This window comes from Gluconobacter albidus (genome assembly GCF_002005485.1).
GTDB classification, from domain to species: Bacteria; Pseudomonadota; Alphaproteobacteria; order Acetobacterales; family Acetobacteraceae; genus Gluconobacter; species Gluconobacter albidus.
Genome location: NZ_CP014689.1, coordinates 1,505,349 through 1,522,179 on the forward strand (window position 1 = coordinate 1,505,349; position 16,831 = coordinate 1,522,179).

20 protein-coding genes and 1 tRNA gene are annotated in these 16,831 nt (G+C 58.9%); 5 read left to right on the forward strand and 16 right to left on the reverse strand.

Annotation, left to right across the window (positions count from 1 at the left end; translation table 11 throughout):
* Positions 1 to 13: 13 nt before the first annotated feature.
* The 4 genes from A0U94_RS06790 to gatC all read right to left on the reverse strand — a co-directional run bounded on the left by A0U94_RS06790 (position 14) and on the right by gatC (position 3,424).
* Positions 14 to 105, reverse strand: a tRNA-Ser gene (locus A0U94_RS06790).
* A 90-nt stretch (positions 106 to 195) separates the two neighbouring features.
* Entirely contained in the window at positions 196 to 1,653 is a 1,458-nt protein-coding gene (gatB, locus tag A0U94_RS06795; protein WP_077802905.1) for an Asp-tRNA(Asn)/Glu-tRNA(Gln) amidotransferase subunit GatB, read from the reverse strand.
* Positions 1,650 to 3,137, reverse strand: a complete 1,488-nt coding sequence (gene gatA, locus A0U94_RS06800) for an Asp-tRNA(Asn)/Glu-tRNA(Gln) amidotransferase subunit GatA (protein ID WP_077802906.1) — start codon at positions 3,135 to 3,137, stop codon at positions 1,650 to 1,652. Before gatA ends, gatB begins: the two co-directional genes overlap by 4 nt.
* A complete protein-coding gene (gene gatC / locus A0U94_RS06805) occupies positions 3,137 to 3,424 on the reverse strand; it encodes an Asp-tRNA(Asn)/Glu-tRNA(Gln) amidotransferase subunit GatC (RefSeq protein WP_062028733.1) in 288 nt (95 codons plus the stop codon). Before gatC ends, gatA begins: the two co-directional genes overlap by 1 nt.
* Positions 3,425 to 3,493: 69 nt before the next feature.
* On the opposite strand from gatC, the gene ruvX reads away from it, so the two are divergent.
* Positions 3,494 to 3,976: a Holliday junction resolvase RuvX gene (gene ruvX / locus A0U94_RS06810; protein ID WP_077802907.1), complete on the forward strand. Its 483-nt coding sequence runs from the start codon at positions 3,494 to 3,496 to the stop codon at positions 3,974 to 3,976.
* Positions 3,977 to 4,165: 189 nt separating this feature from the next.
* Here ruvX and A0U94_RS16245 read toward each other — a convergent pair whose 3' ends face one another.
* Genes A0U94_RS16245 through A0U94_RS06835 form a run of 6 tightly spaced genes read right to left on the reverse strand, consistent with a single transcriptional unit; the run spans position 4,166 to position 10,688 of the window.
* Complete coding sequence (locus A0U94_RS16245; RefSeq protein ID WP_276329213.1) at positions 4,166 to 4,297, reverse strand: hypothetical protein; 132 nt, start codon at positions 4,295 to 4,297, stop codon at positions 4,166 to 4,168.
* Between the two features lie 42 nt (positions 4,298 to 4,339).
* Positions 4,340 to 5,176 (reverse strand): transglycosylase SLT domain-containing protein, encoded by an 837-nt coding sequence (locus tag A0U94_RS06815; RefSeq protein WP_077802908.1) that lies wholly within the window; start codon positions 5,174 to 5,176, stop codon positions 4,340 to 4,342.
* 49 nt (positions 5,177 to 5,225) lie between these two features.
* Entirely contained in the window at positions 5,226 to 7,007 is a 1,782-nt protein-coding gene (locus A0U94_RS06820; RefSeq protein WP_077802909.1) for an aminopeptidase P family protein, read from the reverse strand.
* Positions 7,004 to 7,534, reverse strand: a complete 531-nt coding sequence (locus A0U94_RS06825; protein WP_077803886.1) for a GNAT family N-acetyltransferase — start codon at positions 7,532 to 7,534, stop codon at positions 7,004 to 7,006. Before A0U94_RS06825 ends, A0U94_RS06820 begins: the two co-directional genes overlap by 4 nt.
* A gap of 14 nt (positions 7,535 to 7,548) precedes the next feature.
* Positions 7,549 to 8,454, reverse strand: coding sequence for a 50S ribosomal protein L11 methyltransferase (locus A0U94_RS06830; RefSeq protein WP_062028723.1), 906 nt, complete (start codon positions 8,452 to 8,454; stop codon positions 7,549 to 7,551).
* Complete coding sequence (locus tag A0U94_RS06835) at positions 8,454 to 10,688, reverse strand: ATP-dependent helicase (RefSeq protein WP_077802910.1); 2,235 nt, start codon at positions 10,686 to 10,688, stop codon at positions 8,454 to 8,456. The genes A0U94_RS06830 and A0U94_RS06835 overlap by 1 nt, the downstream gene beginning before the upstream one ends.
* A gap of 27 nt (positions 10,689 to 10,715) precedes the next feature.
* On the opposite strand from A0U94_RS06835, the gene A0U94_RS06840 reads away from it, so the two are divergent.
* Positions 10,716 to 11,405 (forward strand): JAB domain-containing protein, encoded by a 690-nt coding sequence (locus A0U94_RS06840; RefSeq protein ID WP_077802911.1) that lies wholly within the window; start codon positions 10,716 to 10,718, stop codon positions 11,403 to 11,405.
* A 1-nt stretch (position 11,406) separates the two neighbouring features.
* Entirely contained in the window at positions 11,407 to 12,153 is a 747-nt protein-coding gene (gene radC / locus A0U94_RS06845; protein ID WP_062028716.1) for a RadC family protein, read from the forward strand.
* A gap of 4 nt (positions 12,154 to 12,157) precedes the next feature.
* On the opposite strand, the gene A0U94_RS06850 is transcribed toward radC, so the two are convergent.
* From A0U94_RS06850 to rpmE, 6 genes are all read right to left on the reverse strand, one after another.
* The gene (locus A0U94_RS06850) at positions 12,158 to 13,282 is read right to left on the reverse strand and encodes a 5-(carboxyamino)imidazole ribonucleotide synthase (RefSeq protein WP_077802912.1); all 1,125 of its coding nucleotides are present in this window, start codon (positions 13,280 to 13,282) and stop codon (positions 12,158 to 12,160) included.
* A complete protein-coding gene (gene purE, locus A0U94_RS06855) occupies positions 13,279 to 13,803 on the reverse strand; it encodes a 5-(carboxyamino)imidazole ribonucleotide mutase (RefSeq protein WP_062028712.1) in 525 nt (174 codons plus the stop codon). Before purE ends, A0U94_RS06850 begins: the two co-directional genes overlap by 4 nt.
* The gene (locus A0U94_RS06860; protein ID WP_011253895.1) at positions 13,804 to 14,004 is read right to left on the reverse strand and encodes a YdcH family protein; all 201 of its coding nucleotides are present in this window, start codon (positions 14,002 to 14,004) and stop codon (positions 13,804 to 13,806) included.
* A 119-nt stretch (positions 14,005 to 14,123) separates the two neighbouring features.
* Positions 14,124 to 14,708: a DUF1013 domain-containing protein gene (locus A0U94_RS06865; RefSeq protein WP_062028710.1), complete on the reverse strand. Its 585-nt coding sequence runs from the start codon at positions 14,706 to 14,708 to the stop codon at positions 14,124 to 14,126.
* A 208-nt stretch (positions 14,709 to 14,916) separates the two neighbouring features.
* On the reverse strand, positions 14,917 to 15,375 hold the full coding sequence (locus tag A0U94_RS06870) for an Hsp20 family protein (protein WP_198945474.1): 459 nt from the start codon (positions 15,373 to 15,375) through the stop codon (positions 14,917 to 14,919).
* Positions 15,376 to 15,531: 156 nt separating this feature from the next.
* Positions 15,532 to 15,759 carry a 50S ribosomal protein L31 gene (gene rpmE / locus A0U94_RS06875; RefSeq protein WP_062028708.1) on the reverse strand — a complete coding sequence of 76 codons (228 nt, stop codon included), beginning with the start codon at positions 15,757 to 15,759 and terminating at the stop codon, positions 15,532 to 15,534.
* A 189-nt stretch (positions 15,760 to 15,948) separates the two neighbouring features.
* On the opposite strand from rpmE, the gene mscL reads away from it, so the two are divergent.
* Positions 15,949 to 16,407 (forward strand): large-conductance mechanosensitive channel protein MscL, encoded by a 459-nt coding sequence (gene mscL / locus A0U94_RS06880; protein WP_062028706.1) that lies wholly within the window; start codon positions 15,949 to 15,951, stop codon positions 16,405 to 16,407.
* An 8-nt stretch (positions 16,408 to 16,415) separates the two neighbouring features.
* Complete coding sequence (locus tag A0U94_RS06885; protein WP_244178108.1) at positions 16,416 to 16,799, forward strand: hypothetical protein; 384 nt, start codon at positions 16,416 to 16,418, stop codon at positions 16,797 to 16,799.
* The last annotated feature ends 32 nt before the right edge of the window (positions 16,800 to 16,831 follow it).

The following is a 16,831-nucleotide window of genomic DNA, read 5'->3' on the forward strand; positions in this document are numbered from 1 at the left end:
ATCGAGGAGGCATTGGCGGAGGGGATGGGATTCGAACCCACGATACGACTTACATCGTATAACGGATTAGCAATCCGCCGCCTTCAGCCTCTCGGCCACCCCTCCGCACTTTACGCGGTTCGCACTGCGTATGCTGGAGTGTTCTTAGGGGGTAACCGCGTCGTGGTCAAACCCCCTGAGAACATTTTTTTCGTCTTACTCTGAAAGAAGTTTCTTCAGGGTTTCATTGACGAGGGCAGGGTTCCCCTTGCCCTTCATGGCCTTCATGGTCTGCCCCACAAAAAAGCCGAAAAGCTTGTCCTTGCCACTTTTATATTCTTCAACTTTGTCATTGTTAGCCGCAAGGATGTCGCGAATGGCGCTTTCGATAGCGCCTGTATCCGTGACCTGCCGAAGACCCTTGCGCTCAACGATGACTGAGGCAGAATCGCCTGTTTCAACCATGTCTTCCAGGACTTCCTTGGCAATTTTGCCATTAATCGTGGAATTGGAAATCAGACCCAGAAGTTCCCGCAGACCTTCGGCGCTGACAGGGCTGTCTTCAATGGAGCGTCCGGTACGATTCAGGGCTGCAAAGAAATCGCCCAGCATCCAGTTCGCTGCCAACCGGGCATCAGCACCGCGTGCCACGGTCTCATAGAAGTCGGCAATGGCCTGCTCAACACACAGAACGGAAGATTCATAACGGCTGACACCGTATTCCGCTTCCAGACGGGCGCGCTTGGCTTCGGGCAGTTCCGGCAGAGCCGCTTTCAGCTCATCGACCCAGGACTGCTCAATGACCAGCGGCAGAAGATCAGGATCAGGGAAATAGCGATAATCATGCGCATCTTCCTTGCTACGCAAAGACCGCGTTTCGCTTCTGACGTGATCGAACAGGCGCGTCTCCTGATCGACGGTTCCGCCAGCTTCCCAGACCTCTATCTGCCGCTGCGCCTCGACTTCGATGGCCATCATCACAAAGCGGATCGAGTTGACGTTCTTGATCTCACAACGCGTGCGATAGTCCGTTTCGCCCGGCTTGCGAACCGACACGTTCACATCCGCACGCATGGAGCCTTCCTCCATGTTGCCGTCACAGGTGCCGATATAGCGCAGGATCTGGCGCAGCTTGCGCAGATAGGCTCCCGCTTCCTCAGGCGAGCGGATATCCGGCTCACTGACGATTTCCATCAGCGCCACACCGGCCCGGTTCAGGTCAATGAAAGAGCGCGTCGGATCCTGATCGTGGATCGACTTACCGGCATCCTGTTCAAGGTGCAGACGGGTGACACCGATTTCACGCGTGCTGCCATCCGCCAGATCAACGAGAACCTTGCCTTTACCAATGATCGGATGGGCGAACTGGCTGATCTGATAACCGGTGGGCAGATCTGCATAGAAATAGTTCTTGCGATCAAAGCGGCTGAACAGATTGATCTCGGCTTCAAGTCCCAGACCTGTGCGGACGGCCTGAGCAACGCATTCCTGATTCAGGACCGGAAGCATACCCGGAAAACCGGCGTCGACGAGGCTGACATGCGTGTTCGGCTCCCCGCCATATTCCGCCGAAGCGCCGGAAAAGAGCTTGGCCTCGCTGACGACCTGAGCATGAACTTCCAGACCGACAACGATTTCCCATTCGCCGGTGCTGCCGGTGATACGATAGCTCATGCCGACACTCCTGCATGAATAGTGGGTCTATGATGGAATGCCGCAGCCTGTTCAATAGCATGACCGGCTGCAATCAGCGTCTCTTCATCGAAGAACTTGCCGATAAGCTGCAACCCAAGCGGTACGCCGCGTGCATCCAGACCAGCCGGAACGGACAGGGCAGGGACGCCCGCCATGCTCGCCGGAACCGTGAAGACATCATTGAGATACATCTGAACCGGATCGGTGGGCTTTTCGTCCTGTGCAAAAGCGCCAGACGGCGCTGTGGGCGTCAGAAGCACATCAACGTTTTCAAAAGCTTTCAGGAAGTCCTGCTGGATCAGCGTCCGGACCTTCTGGGCCCGCAGGTAATAGGCGTCGTAATAGCCCGAAGACAGCACATGCGTGCCGATCAGGATGCGGCGCTTGACCTCTTCACCGAAACCAGCAGCACGGCTGGCTTCGTACAGGCCATCCAGCGACGGCGCGCTCACGCGTTCACCGAACCGGAGGCCGTCATAACGGGCCAGATTGGAAGATGCTTCTGCCAGAGCTGCAATATAATACGTCGGAAGGCCATATTTCGTGTGCGGCAGGGAGACCTCGACGATCTCCGCACCCGCATCACGCAGCCAGTTCATGCCCTGCTGCCAGAGCGCTTCGATTTCCGCAGGCATGCCTTCGACGTGATATTCCTTGGGAATACCGACGCGCAGACCTTTAACGCCACGCTTCAGAGCAGCTTCGTAGTTCGGAACAGGTGTATCGACGCTCGTGGAATCACGCGGATCGAAACCCGCCATCGATTCGAGCAAAATGGCGCAATCCTGAAGGTTGCGGGACATCGGGCCAGCCTGATCTAGCGAACTTGCAAAAGCGATCGTCCCGAAACGCGAGCACCGACCATAGGTCGGCTTGATCCCGGCAATGCCCGTGAAGGCCGCCGGCTGACGGATGGAACCGCCCGTATCCGTGCCCGTCGCACCCAGAACAAGTCCGGCAGCAACAGCCGCAGCGGAACCACCGGAAGAACCACCCGGAACCAGCTTTGCGTCAGAATCCTTACGCTTCCAGGGATTGACCGCCGGACCGAATGCCGAGTTCAGGTTAGCCGAACCCATGGCAAATTCGTCAAGGTTCAGCTTGCCAAGGAAAACCGCGCCATCCTTGAGCAGATTGGCCGTGACCGTGCTTTCATAAGGCGGCACGAAATTGCCGAGGATCTTGCTGGCAGCCGTCGTGCGGACGCCATTCGTGCAGAACAGATCCTTGATGCCCAGCGGAATTCCGCACAGGCGGCCACCTTCGCCTTTGGCCAGCGCCTCGTCCGCAACCTTTGCGCCTTCGCGAGCCTGATCGGGCGTACGGGTGATGAAGCTGTTGAGCTGACCGTCCAGACGTTCGATCGCATCAATATGAGCGTTCGTCAGTTCGACGGCGGAAATCTTGCGGGACTTGAGCGCGTCCCGGGCCGAAGCCAGCGTGAAATCATGGATGCCGGACATTATTCGACCACCTTCGGTACCGTGAAGAACGGACCTTCCCGTTCGGGAGCATTGGAGAGGACCTTGTCACGGCAGTCGCCATCCGTGACAGCGTCTTCGCGCAGACGGGGTTTTGCCAGCCCCGTGCCAATCATCGGATCAATGCCCGTGACATCCACTTCCTTGAGCTGTTCCACCCAATCGATGATGGAGCCCATATCCTGCCCAAGGGTTTCAACCTCTTCGGGCTTAAGACCGATCCTCGCCAGTCTGGCGATGCGCGTAACCGTTTTCGCGTCGAGCGACATGAATATTCCTGAACAAGAGGAAATTTTATGGTGGCTTTTCAGCCTTCAGGGGGATCATAACGCCGTGCTATGCCCCTGTTCAATCCACATGATCTCCGTAATCTCGTTCAATCCGGTCAACGCATCCTCGGGCTTGACCCCGGATCAAAGGCCATCGGCGTCGCGCTGACGGATGTTTCTCTCATGCTGGCCTCTCCCCTGATCGGCCTCAAGCGCAGAAAACTGGGAGAAAATGCACAGGAACTTGCCAAAATCGTGCGCGCACAGGACGTTGGCGCTCTTGTCGTGGGGCTGCCACTTTCACTGGATGGATCTTTTGGTCCCGCTGCACGCGCAGCGTCCGATTGGACACAGGCTTTGTCAGAACGACTTGGGATTCCCGCGGGACTGTGGGACGAACGCCTGTCTTCCAGCGCCGTTAACCGCTTTCTGATCCAGGATGCCGACATGACACGCGGTCGCAGAGCCGAGGTTGTCGACAAGATGGCCGCCGCTTATATGCTTCAGGGCTGGCTCGATGCGTCACGGCCTGAGGTGCCGGAAGTTTTCTAGTCAGGGGGAATGCTTCACGCGCCTTTGTTTCCAATCAGAGTCGAGCGGGAAGACGTGTTGGCCAGAATACGGAACCACGTCCGGGCCGCCATGGCGCCAATCAGCAGGAAAAGCAGGAACTTCATGATTTTTCTCCAGTCATGACGTACAAAACGAACCGGATTGGTCCGGGTTCTCCTGCAGAAAATTTCAAAGTGTAAGGTGAGCCGTCACATGATTTTTCGCATGTTGATCGTAACGCTTTTTCTGGGACTGTCGGCCTGCGTTCACCACCCCGATGATGGGGGAGTTTCCGTCGCCCACCATCATGCGTCGTCGCATGGAGCCTATGCTGGAGCAGGTGCTGGCTGGTCTGGATACTAATCAGCGTTGTCGCCATGCCAGACGAACCGGCATGGCGCGATAGGAGGCAAGATCCCGTCCACCATGCATGGGCACAGTGCTTCCAGCCTGCCCGACTGCATGATGGATGATGCGAGGCGGGGGAGCATAAGACACCATGTGAACAGACGGCATGGCTTCCATACGCGGCGTCGGACGTTCGGAAAATCCGGATTGCCTGTTCAACGCAAAATAAGGAGCAGGTCTGGCAGTTGGAAGCATGGCCTGAAGGCCTGACGCCGTCATCACGACCTGTGGCAGAAAGTCTGGGGGCCGGTAGCTGTCGGGTTGTCCGTTCCAGATGGCCAGCACATGACGGGCATAATCCGCACCAAGAGCCGGGGTAAGGGAATGATAGGCAGCCGTCGCTGCCGGCCAACCCTGAAGCTGATTATGCAGTCCGGACAGAAAACGGGCGCCGTAACGGGCATTGCTGAACGGGTCAAAAGCATCTTCGAGCGAGAAAAAAGCGTCCGGATGATGATGCAGGTTGATCTGCATACAGCCCACATCAATCGAGACGATGCCGTGCGCCTGGAAATCCCGCACTGCTGCAATGGCTTCGTCCTTGCTTTCGTAGAAATAACCTTTTCCGGCCGCATTCACGGTCCAGGGCCAGGCGACAGTCGCTGAACCGTTTGGGTCCCGCCGTCCGCTCTCCACCCGGCTGATGGCGTCGAGCAGACGAGACGGAATACCAGTCTGCTGTTCGGCGGCCTGCACCGCCGCCTTACAGATGGACGCAGCATCATAGGCCTGCGCAACCGGCACCCCGGAGAGCATCACGGCAGCGGCAAGGAGGCGAACTTTCCCGATCATTTTTCTGCTTATGACCGGGAAAAGTAAAAAAACAGTTATACCTGCAACTTTACCGGAGAAGCGGTTTGCAAACCTCTGCCAGCCACTCCGCAACCTCCGGTTCCACATGCGGGGAGACCCGCATCTGGACCTCCGCATGATAGGCGTTCAGCCAGTTCAGTTCGGCATCATTCAAAAGCGCCACAGCAATCAATCTGCGATCAATCGGCGTATAACTGAGGATCTCGAACTCCAGGAACGCGCCCTTGCTGCCCGTGAACGAAGACGGACGCACCAGCATCAGGTTCTCGATCCGGATGCCGTACTGGCCCGGCTCGTAATATCCCGGCTCGTTGGAAACGATCATGCCAGCTTCAAGCGCAACGGGACGTGGCGCAGGAGAAATGTTCTGCGGGCCCTCATGAACGGACAGATAGCTTCCGATTCCGTGTCCGGTCCCATGATCGTAATCCATGCCCACCTGCCACAGGGCTGCCCGTGCCAGAACATCCAGACGGTGACCGGTCGTGCCGGGTGGAAAACGGATGCGGGAGAGGGCGATATTGCCCTTCAGAACGCGCGTGAACGCCTCGCGGACATTGGACGGCGGTTCCTGATCCCCTACCCAGAGCGTACGGGTGATATCGGTCGTACCGAACGGGTACTGGCCACCGCTATCGATCAGATAGACACTTCCGGCTTCCAGAACCCGGTCATGACCAACCTGCGCGCGATAATGTGGGAAAGCACCATTCGGTCCAACTGCGGAAATGGCATCGAAGCTCTGTTCCCGATAGTCACGGGAGCGGGCCCGCAGGCTATCCAGCCGCGTGACAAGATCCGTCTCGTGCTGGCCCATCCCCGATACCGTCAGGGAATACAGGAACCGGGCCATCGCCACCCCGTCATGGGCATGAGCCCGCCGTGCACCTTCCTGTTCAGTACTATTCTTGATCGCCTTCGGAAGCGTGCACGGATCCGTTCCATCCACGACCGTCGCTCCGGCCGCCTGAAGCGTAGTATCGAACCACACAGCCGTGGAGACGGGATCCACGCGCACCGTTCTGCCACTAAGCGCCCCAAGACGCTGCGCCAGTTCCGCGGGGGTATAGACTGTCACACCCGACCCACAGATATCCCTGACACCCGCCGACAGGCGCTCCGATGAAACAAACCACTCGGCGCTCCCATCCGCATGCAGGATCGCATAACCCTGCGCGACAGGCGTGAGAGGAACATCGCTGCCACGCATATTCAGCAGCCATGCCAGCGACGTGCAATCGGCAATAATGACCGCGTCATGTCCGTCCCTACTTAGGATCTGCCCAAGACGCAGACGCTTGTCCGCACTGCTTTCCCCTGAAAATTCCAAGGGTTGCGGTATAACCTGACTGGCCGGAGCAGCAGGACGATCTGTCCAGGCTTGGTCGATGGGATTTTGTGACAGCGGAACGAGCTCAACACCCGATGTCTGCCATGAGGCCAGCATGGACTGACTGACCAGACGCGGGTCATATCCAACCTTCAGCCCTTTTGCATGCTCGGCCAGCCAGTCGCCAATCGGCTCGAGCGCGACATGCCGACGCTCCCACAGATCATGTGGAACCTGCTCTTCCAGTTGCACCGTGTAACGCCCGTCAGAAAACACTGCGGCCACATCAGGCAGAATCGCGGCAAGACCGGCACTCCCCGTAAAGCCCGTCAGCCAGGCCAGCCGTTCGGCACAGGGGGCGACATATTCGCCCAGATATTCGTCACCACGCGGAATGATGAAACCGTCAACACCCAGCGGTTTACAGGCTGTGCGAACGAGGGCAGGGCGCTCGTTGAGCGGGATGGAGGACAGGGTCATGAAAAGTCCTTTTCCACAGAAGACATATCGTCGAGGCAGAGTGTCATGAATAACAGATCCAGCCAGCGGTCACGCTTGCGACCGACCTGAGGGAGCGTGCCACCGTTCCGGAAACCAAACTCACGGTGCATTGCGACGGAAGCGGTGTTGTCAGCCGTAATCCCGGCCACCATGACGTGAAAGCCCGCGCCTTTTGCGTGGTCGATCAGAGCTTTCAAAAGATGACGGCCAATGCCCCGGCGCTGTTGATCGGGGGACACATACACCGAGTGCTCAACCGTGCGGGCATAGCCTTCATAGGATCTGAAAGACCCGTAAGAACCATATCCGGCAATCGCACCAGCCGGATTGATGGCGACAAGCACGGGGTAGCCCTGAGCCAGCCTGCCTTCAAACCACTGACGCCGCTGCTCCAGCGTAAAGGGCGTCGTGATCCAGAGTGCGTCGGTGTTTTCAATGGCGTCATTGGTGATACGCAGGATGGCCGGAAGATCATCAACGCTGGCCTTGCGAATCAGGGGCAGCATTCCCGGCGTTCCCATCACCCGCGGCGGCGCAGGATCAGCGTGGCCCAGTCGCCCTCACGCAAAATACGCTCCAGCACAAGACCCTGACGCTGATGCGCCACCAGAACCATCCGTGCCTGACTGTAAAGCAGCCCAGCCAGAATGGCCGTTCCGTTCGGCGCAAGGTTCAGCGCCAGAGACTGTGCCATCCGGCACAACGGACGGGCCAGAATATTTGCGAAGACCAGATCATACGGCGCCTTGGCGCGCACGGCCTCGGTCTGCCAGCCATTGCCGAAACGGCAGTCCAGCAGATTGCCCTGACCATTCAGCCGCGCATTGAGCTTTGCCGTCCGCACGGACCAGGGCTCGATATCAACGGCCAGAACGGGGCGGTGCAGCAATTTCGCCGCTGCCATCGCCAGAATGCCGGACCCACAGCCCATGTCCAGAATACGCTGCGGCTTGCGATACGCGACCATTTCCAGCGCCCGCAAACAGCCGCGTGTGGAACCGTGCTCGCCTGAACCGAAGGCAATTCCGGCATCCAGCGTAATCGTCAGACGGGACTGATCGGGCGCACCATGCAGGTGGGTGCCGCGAATGGCAAAGCGCTTGCCGACATTCTGCTGCGGGAAGGATTCGTAAGTCCGGGCCAGCCAGCCTTCAGATTCGGTCGGAGTGCGTTCAAGCTCCGCCTCACAGCCAGTAAGAATCCGCGCGACCGCCAGGGCATTTTCGAGCTCGTCTTCCTTGAAGCCCGTGTCCTTCACGCCTTCCACGCGCCAGTATTTCTGCGCGTCATCGGCTTCGAAAATACCCACCGTTTCGCAGGCACACATCAGGGCCTGCTCGAACAGGGGAACGAAAGGCTCTTCAACCGTGATGGACAGGGTTTCGAGCGCACTGGCATGGCGACGGCCAATGCTGCGGGGTGCCATCACGATCTGATCTCCACAAAGTTCGACATGACGCGCTTGACGCCACCGTTTTCAAAATTGATGTGCAACTGCGGTCCGTCGGCACCGATAACCGTGCCTTCGCCGAACCTGTGATGAAAAACCGTCGCTCCAATGGCAACAGTCGGTTCCGGCTTCACGTCATGAAGCTTCGGACGCGGAGCGCGAAACCCGGACGGACGGGTGCTGGTCAGTGGGCCGGAGGCGAACATGGACGGTGCCGCAGCAGCCTGACGCCGCGTCTCAAAGGCCTGTCCATTCATCTGGACATACTCGGACGGAATTTCCTCAATAAAGCGGCTCGGCATCGAGGACTGCCAGTTCGCATAGATCCGTCGGCTTGCTGCATGCAGCACGATGGCCCGACGCCGCGCCCGCGTCAGCCCGACATAAGCGAGCCGGCGCTCTTCCTCCAGCGCCCTGTTTCCGCCTTCGTCCAGAGAACGCTGGGACGGAAACACGCCTTCTTCCCAGCCCGGCAGAAACACGGTGTCGAACTCCAGTCCTTTGGCACCATGCAGCGTCATAAGGCTGACCTTGTCGTCGGACGTCTCGCTTTCCGTATCCATGACGAGTGCGACATGCTCCAGAAAACCCTGAAGCGTTCCGAATTCGCCAATCGCGCGCAGAAGTTCACGAATGTTGTCCAGACGTCCTGGCGCCTCGACGGAGCGGTCGTCTCGCCACATCTGAAGATAACCGCTGTCTTCAAGAAGCTGCTCGGCCGCAACGACGTGGCCTTCGGTCTCAAGCGTTGCCTTGGCGCGATGAAACGCCTCCATCAACCCGTTCAACGCCTCCTTCGACTTGCCCTTGAGCAGCCCTTCCTGAAGCTGCCAGTTGACAGCCGCGCTCAGAGGCCCCGGAAGAGCGCGCGCCTGGGCATGCAGCTTCTGCACAGCCACGGCGCCTACCCCACGTTTGGGAACATTGATGATCCGCTCGAACGCCAGATCATCCGCAGGCTGAGAAAGAACGCGCAGATAGGCCAGACAGTCTCGGATTTCGGCGCGCTCGTAAAATCTCAGCCCGCCCACGACGCGATACGGAATACCGATCAGCATCAGCCGCTCTTCAAACGGTCGTGTCTGAAATCCGGCCCGCATCAGGATGGCGATTTCCGAAAGCGGATGCCCGTCTCCGCGCAGGCGCTCAATGGCGCCGCTCACGATTCGGGCTTCCTCGTCCGAATCACGAACGCCGATGATCTGAACCTTCTCGCCATCAGCGTCTTCACGCCCCGGTCGAAGCGTCTTGCCCAGCCGTCCCTCATTATGCGCAATCAGCCCGGCAGCGGCAGCGAGGATCTGTGCCGTCGAGCGATAATTGCGCTCCAGACGCACGACCTCAGCACCCGGAAAATCTTTTTCGAACCGGAGGATATTCTCAACTTCCGCCCCGCGCCAGGAATAGATGGACTGATCATCATCCCCCACGCAGGCAATGTTGGACGGTCCATGCTCACGCTTCGCCAGAAGACGCAGCCACAGATATTGAACCGTATTGGTATCCTGATACTCATCTACGAGAATGTAGCGGAAACTCCGATGATACTGCGCCCGCACATTCGGCTGGGTCCGCAGGATCTCCGTCATGTGCAGCATCAGATCGCCGAAATCGCATGTGTTCAGAGCAATCAGACGCTCCTGATACGCCCGGTAAATCGCCAGCGCATGTCCATTCGCAAAATCGGAATCCTCCGCCGGTGTCACCCGGTCGGGCGTCAGTCCGCGATCCTTCCAGCGCTGGATGATCCCCATGAGTTGGTTCGGGGGCCAACGCTTGGTGTCAACCTTCCAGGGCTCCATGATCTGCTTGAGCAGGCGGATCTGGTCGTCTGTGTCGAGGATATTGAAGCTGCTGGTCAGCCCGACATATTCCGCATGCCGCCGCAGCATCCGTGCACAGATCGCATGAAACGTTCCCAGCCATAACCCTTCCGCAGGTTCTCCCAAAATCGCGCTGACACGCTCGCGCATTTCACGTGCGGCCTTGTTCGTGAAGGTCACGGCCAGAATCTGGCTCGGATAGGCGCGTCCAGTCAGGAGAATATGCGCAAAGCGCGTTGTCAGGACGCGCGTCTTCCCCGTTCCCGCACCAGCCAGAATGAGGAGCGGGCCTTCAGTCGTCTCGATGGCGCGTCTCTGCTCCGGGTTGAGGCGTGAGAGGTACTCGGGCGTCGAGGCGGGCGGGGGGAAAGAGAGGTCTTGCGGCACCCTCCCGATATAGAGTGAGATACCGTCATGGCCAACACCTATCCCCGCATCGACTTGACACGCGGCACCGGTCCACAGGGGCACCGGGCCAGAATGCGCGCCCGCGTGCTGAACACCGGGGCGAGTACGCTGGCCGATTACGAAATTCTGGAAATGCTTCTTTTCGCGGGGATTCCGCGCAAGGACACGAAACCGCTCGCCAAAGGCCTGATCGGACATTTCGGCAGTCTGGTCGAGGTCTTTCGTGCTCCGACACAGTCCTTGCGGGCCGCAGGCCTGAAAGACGACGCCATCCGCGTCCTGCGGCTTCCAGGCGTTGCGGCTGAACGGCTGGCCTCCTCGGAACAGCGCGAACGCCCAACGCTCGGCAACTGGGATCAGCTCGTGACCTATCTCGATCAGGCGCTTGAAGGCGGTATATCAGGACAGCTCCGGCTGCTGTATCTCGACAACCGCAATCGGCTTCTGGCGGATGAGACCGCGCCCGATGCCGACACGCCGACAGAACGCAACCGCGCCATCGCCATCCGGGCGCTCGCATTGCACGCCACGGCGCTGATAGGATTCTACGTCCGTCCTACAGAGCGTCCCGCAGATCTGTCACAGGCGGCCCGACAGCTGGATTTCGCAATGCGCCCCCTGTCTATCACACTTCATGATGTGCTCATCACAGGCGAGGGGCCCCCCTCCAGCATGCGTCAGGGAGGGTTGCTGTAGAATGAACAGCGAAACGAGCGGCTTTTCAGATGCCATGGTGGGGCTGTCATCGGGAGATCTGAGGCAGATTGCGGCCATGACCGAGTCTTCTCCCGGGCTGGAACCACCGCTTGCTCTTCTGACAGGGCGCGGACGTCATCTCGACGATGCAACCCTGCTGCATCTGATGACGGTCCTCTTTACAGGGCGTGAGGCGGGGAGTGGGGAGCTGTCACACACGCTCCTTGCCCGTTTCGGATCACTGGGCGCCGTTCTCTCCGCCAGCAATCGCGAGCTTGAAAGCGTCAACGACATGGGTACGCATATGGTGCCCATGATCCGCCTCCTTCAGGAAGCGGCCCTGCGCTACAACCGGGCGCGCCTGCCGCCCGAAGATGTTCTCGATAGCGAACAGAAACTCCTCGATTACCTGACGGCCCGACTGGCACGCGAAAACATTGAGCAGTTCCGGATCCTGTTTCTCAACGACAAGAACAGTCTGATCGCTGACGAGGCTCAGGCCAGAGGCACAGTCAACCACACGCCCGTCTATCCACGGGAAGTCGCCAGACGTGCCGTGGAAATCGGCGCAAGCGCTCTGGTTCTGGTTCACAACCATCCGAGCGGCGATCCAACCCCCTCGGAAGCTGACATTCAGATGACCATGCAGGTTCAGGCCGCCCTTGATGTGGTCGGCGTCACGATCGCGGATCATTTCATCATCGGCAACGGCCGCCACACCAGTTTCCGGCGCAACAATCTGCTCTGAAGTTTCAGCCGCGGGGCGGAAGAAGCCCTTCAAGCGCAAGCTCGCCGGGAAGGGCACCTCGTGGGAAAATGGTGTTTACATGCCCCATTTTCCGGCCTTCGCGCGCCTCCGACTTTCCATAAAGATGAAGCGATGCTCCGTCTGTCGCGAGAATGGCCGGAACGCGCGCCATGTCTTCCGGACCGATGAGGTTGTGCATGACTGCATCGGAATGGCGGCGTGCGGGAGGCAGCGGCAGACCTGCAACAGCTCGCACATGCATTTCGAACTGATCCACCAGACACGCATCCATGGTCCAGTGACCGGAATTGTGCGGTCGGGGCGCAATCTCGTTCACCATGAGGCTCCCATCAGCCGCATGGAACATTTCCACGCCCATAATTCCGACCAGACCCAGCGCTTCTGCAATCCGGGCTGCCATATCCTGCGCCTGTCGGGCAATGTCAGGCATGACCCGGGCAGGCGCGAGTGTTATGTCTAGAATGCCGTTCCGATGGCGGTTTTCAACCGCATCAAAACACCGCACAGTCCCGTCCAGAGCACGAACGACCATCACGCTGAGCTCACGCTCGAAGTCGATCATTTTCTCCGCAACGAGCGGGTAAGGGAGATTGTCCAAAGCTGCCAGAGCTTCGGCATCCGGCACGCGGAACTGCCCTTTACCGTCGTAACCAAAGCGCGTCGTCTTGAGAATCAGCGGAAAACCAAGTGTTTCCAGCCCGAGCAGATCCTCGGGACCATTGACCGCATGCCAGGGTGCGAGGCTGACACCGATTTCGGACAGGCGCGTTTTTTCCGTAATCCGGTCCTGACTGATCCGCAGGATTTCGCCCGCCGGCCGGACAGGACGGTGCCTCTCCAGCAGAGCCAGACCTTCGGCACTGATATTCTCGAACTCGAACGTCACCACATCACAGCGTGAGGCAAAGTCCTCCAGAACCGCCGGATCGTCATAGGCCCCCACCGTAACGGAAGCAGCGACTTCCGTGGCCGGGCTCGGAAATTCGGGGCTCAGAACATGCACGTGATAGCCAAGCTTCGATGCGGCCACGGCAGACATCCGACCAAGCTGGCCACCACCAATAATCCCGATCGTACTGCCGGGTACAAAAACATCCTGTGTGTTCATTCGACAGGAACATCCGCCACGGCAGCAGTCTGCGTCGCCCGCCAGGCATCCAGACGTGCCATGACCTGAGCGTCGGAAACCGACAGGATGGACGCCGCCAGAAGTCCTGCATTGATGGCGCCAGCCTTGCCGATTGCCAGCGTGCCGACCGGAACGCCACCGGGCATCTGCACGATGGAAAGCAGGCTGTCCTGACCGTTCAGTGCCCGGCTCTGGACCGGGACGCCCAATACGGGAACACTTGTCCAGGCCGCACACATGCCTGGAAGATGCGCAGCTCCGCCAGCGCCCGCAATGATGACATGCAATCCGCGCCGCCGCGCCGTCTTGGCGTACTCCACCAGCCGGTCGGGCGTGCGGTGGGCCGAGACAATCCGTCGCTCATGGGCAATGCCCAGATCGTCGAGAATCTCGCAGGCATGACGCATGGTGTCCCAGTCGGACTGGCTGCCCATGATGACGCCGACACGGAGGGGCGCGTCGCTCTGAAGGGTGTCTTCGGCGGAGAGGATCTGGCTCATTCAGGCAATATTATCCGGGATGAGACGGGTCTCGATCCACGAAATCTCATCTTTAAGCTGAAGCTTGCGCTTTTTGAGACGCTGAAGCTGGAGCTGGTTGAGGGGATGATGGACGAGACGCTCGATGACGGTATCCAGATCGCGATGCTCGCTGCGCAGTTCGTGCAGACGTTTCAGCATGGCATTGTCGTCAGTCATCATGGCATCCGGTCCCGGAGAACAGTCAGGCATTGTGGAGAGACTGATTCTTTCCACTGTCTCCAATGCAGTATCATGCCTGAAGGGCACCGGACCAGTACCCGTCAGGCATTCATTCCGGATCAGGCGTGACTGTCGCTGTCCGGCACGTAGGCTTCCACGACCGGAAGGGCATGGCCCTCGCGCGCCAGTCGATCATTGGCAGCCGTGACCGCGGCATGAAGGTCGGTCTGGGTGCACAGACCAAGAATCACGGGATCGCGCGGCTTGATATTGGCACTGTTCCAGTGCTGGCGATCACGCACCTTGATGATGGTGTCCTTGGTGGTACCGAGCAGCTTGACAATCTGCGCTTCCGAAAGCTGCGGAAACTGTCGCAGGACGAATGCAATGGCGTCCGGACGGTCATTCCGCTTGGCAACGGGCGTATAGCGCGCACCCTTGGCACGACGCTTTACGGGGCTAGCCGTCGGCATTATCTTCAGACGTGCATTGGTATCTTTTTCGCAGCGCTTGATTTCCGCTTCGGCAAGCTGGTGGTTCTTGACCGGGTCGTAACCGTTGATTCCGGCCGCAACCTCGCCATCTGCAATCGCCTGGACTTCAAGGGGATGCATGCCACAGAATTCTGCGATCTGCGTAAAGGTAAGGCCGGTTTTTTCGATCAGCCAGACGGCAGTCGCCTTGGGCATCAAAGGCAGGGTCATGTCGATGCGTTCCTTGCTGGGACACGGATGGAGCCAGCTTCCGCAGGCACCGATCAGGCGTATCCGGCGAGGAACCGATCCCGCCCGGGATATGATCGCGGCACCTGCTGGATGCTCTGCGATAATGGAAACGGGTATGGGGCACTGGAGCCGCGATGGTCAAGCACCAAAACGGAGAGGCGCGCTTTTAAGGCACGCCTCCCTCTGCTTACGCCGTATAAACAGTTCCGGACGGCGAAATCTGCCCCTCTCCGCTTCGAACGGGGATGCGGCGGGGCCTGGCAGCTTCCGGCACAACCTGCCGGACCATAATGGACAGCAGACCATTTACCAGATCCGCCTGGTCGATTTCCGTATGATCGGCCAGCACGAAACGGCGCTCGAAAGCCCGCGTGGCGATACCACGATGCAGCCATTCCCGGTCACGGCTGTTTTCGGGAACGCTGCCACGCACGACAAGAGTATTGTCTTCCTGAACGACATCTACGTCTTCAGGCCGAAAGCCTGCAAGAGCCATCGTCAGGACGTAATTCGTCTCGCCGGTTTTTTCGATATTGTAGGGTGGATAACTTGGAAGGGCCTGGGCATTGGCAACATTGCCAGCCATCGTGGCCAGTCGGTCGAAACCGATCGCGCTGCGAAACAGCGGCGTAAAGTCGTAAGTCATTGAAACCTCCTTCTGGCAGGAATCATCTGGCGCATTTCCCGATATGGCAAAATGCTATGGTCAAATCAGCCACGACCCGAACGGCATCGTGGCTGATTCTCCAGATAGGTTCCGACCTGTCCGCCTTCAAGAGGAGGCGGGAGGAGGGGCGCCGAATTACTTCGTGCGCGTACCAATGCCTGCAAAGCGCTTGTTGAACTTTGCAACCTGGCCTCCGGTATCCATCATACGCTGGACGCCAGTCCAGGCCGGATGGGACTTCGGATCAACGTCAAGACGCAGCGTTGCGCCCGGTTCACCGTAGCAGGAATGCGTCTTGTACTCGGTCCCGTCGGTCATGATGACGGTGATCTCGTGATAGTCGGGATGGATGCCGGATTTCATGAATGTCTACTCCATAAAGAAAGCTCCGATGCCGACCGGAGCGAATCATCAGGGGCGTATAACGGAAACCGCCTCCAGATGAAAGTGGCCTTTACTGGATCATGTGAGTCCGTTTATCCCTTGCAATGAAAGCGGGCTCGAATGTCAGGCCTGCGACCGTGATTTCACGGATACCAAGAAAGGTTTGATATGAGCGAGACGAAGCACGCCCTGCACACTCCGGGCTGGGTCAGTGATTTCCAGAAATTCATCATGCGCGGCAACGTGCTCGATCTGGCCGTCGGTGTCGTGATCGGTGCCTCGTTCAGCGCGATTGTCGGCAGTGCGGTCAAGGATGTCCTGACACCGTTCATCGGCCTTCTCACTGGCGGTGTTGATTTCTCGAACCTGTTCATCACCCTCAAGGGTCCGGTGAAAGACACGCTCGCCGAAGCCCAGAAGGCGGGCGCAGTAACCGTGAATATCGGCCTGTTCCTCAATGCCGTGATCCAGTTCCTGATCGTTGCATTCTTCATTTTCTGGCTGACCCGGATCCTCAGCAAGCTGAGCCGCAAGCACGACGAAGCACCTGCCGCTCCGCCGGCTCCAACCAAGGAAGAGGTTCTCCTCACGGAAATCCGCGACCTGCTGGCCCAGAAAAACTCCTGATGACAGCCATGAAAGTTTCCCGCCCAGCAGTCTGGCGCTCTGCGACGGCTCTGCTTGTAGCGGGGGGCTTTCTGGCCGGATGCGCGGCACGGCCTGAAATGACAGGAGTGCCGCCATCCCCCAATTCCCGGCTTTACGCGTATCTGATCGCGCATGGCATGGCCCGGGGAGCCGTCATGACCGGACAGATTGGCCCGGAGGGTCTGACGCAGCTGGTCACTCTGGACAAGGCCGCGCAACAGGCAACACTGAATGCCCTGAAGCTGCAAAGTTCGTCCGCGAACCGGCAGGCCGATCAGGCGCTTTCCAGCCTTCTTGCGGATCTTCCGCAAAAAACCCCTCCCATAACGGCACATCCGGCAGAACAGACACAAAAAAACCGGCTCCCCTGAGGGAGCCGGTTTTTTTGTGTCTCTCACGGGAG

Excerpts from the sequence above, each read along its gene's own strand:
- purE (WP_062028712.1), bottom strand. The coding sequence starts at position 13,803 with ATGAGCCAGATCCTCTCCGCCGAAGACACCCTTCAGAGCGACGCGCCC.
- A0U94_RS06885 (WP_244178108.1), top strand. The coding sequence starts at position 16,416 with ATGAAAGTTTCCCGCCCAGCAGTCTGGCGCTCTGCGACGGCTCTGCTT.
- A0U94_RS06860 (WP_011253895.1), bottom strand. The coding sequence starts at position 14,004 with ATGATGACTGACGACAATGCCATGCTGAAACGTCTGCACGAACTGCGC.
- A0U94_RS06865 (WP_062028710.1), bottom strand. The coding sequence starts at position 14,708 with ATGACCCTGCCTTTGATGCCCAAGGCGACTGCCGTCTGGCTGATCGAA.
- A0U94_RS06820 (WP_077802909.1), bottom strand. The coding sequence starts at position 7,007 with ATGACCCTGTCCTCCATCCCGCTCAACGAGCGCCCTGCCCTCGTTCGC.
- gatB (WP_077802905.1), bottom strand. The coding sequence starts at position 1,653 with ATGAGCTATCGTATCACCGGCAGCACCGGCGAATGGGAAATCGTTGTC.
- radC (WP_062028716.1), top strand. The coding sequence starts at position 11,407 with ATGAACAGCGAAACGAGCGGCTTTTCAGATGCCATGGTGGGGCTGTCA.
- A0U94_RS06815 (WP_077802908.1), bottom strand. The coding sequence starts at position 5,176 with ATGATCGGGAAAGTTCGCCTCCTTGCCGCTGCCGTGATGCTCTCCGGG.
- A0U94_RS06870 (WP_198945474.1), bottom strand. The coding sequence starts at position 15,375 with ATGACTTACGACTTTACGCCGCTGTTTCGCAGCGCGATCGGTTTCGAC.
- A0U94_RS06830 (WP_062028723.1), bottom strand. The coding sequence starts at position 8,454 with ATGGCACCCCGCAGCATTGGCCGTCGCCATGCCAGTGCGCTCGAAACC.
- A0U94_RS06840 (WP_077802911.1), top strand. The coding sequence starts at position 10,716 with ATGGCCAACACCTATCCCCGCATCGACTTGACACGCGGCACCGGTCCA.
- ruvX (WP_077802907.1), top strand. The coding sequence starts at position 3,494 with ATGCCCCTGTTCAATCCACATGATCTCCGTAATCTCGTTCAATCCGGT.
- gatA (WP_077802906.1), bottom strand. The coding sequence starts at position 3,137 with ATGTCCGGCATCCATGATTTCACGCTGGCTTCGGCCCGGGACGCGCTC.
- A0U94_RS16245 (WP_276329213.1), bottom strand. The coding sequence starts at position 4,297 with ATGCGACGACGCATGATGGTGGGCGACGGAAACTCCCCCATCATCGGG.
- gatC (WP_062028733.1), bottom strand. The coding sequence starts at position 3,424 with ATGTCGCTCGACGCGAAAACGGTTACGCGCATCGCCAGACTGGCGAGG.
- A0U94_RS06850 (WP_077802912.1), bottom strand. The coding sequence starts at position 13,282 with ATGAACACACAGGATGTTTTTGTACCCGGCAGTACGATCGGGATTATT.
- mscL (WP_062028706.1), top strand. The coding sequence starts at position 15,949 with ATGAGCGAGACGAAGCACGCCCTGCACACTCCGGGCTGGGTCAGTGAT.
- rpmE (WP_062028708.1), bottom strand. The coding sequence starts at position 15,759 with ATGAAATCCGGCATCCATCCCGACTATCACGAGATCACCGTCATCATG.
- A0U94_RS06825 (WP_077803886.1), bottom strand. The coding sequence starts at position 7,534 with ATGCTGCCCCTGATTCGCAAGGCCAGCGTTGATGATCTTCCGGCCATC.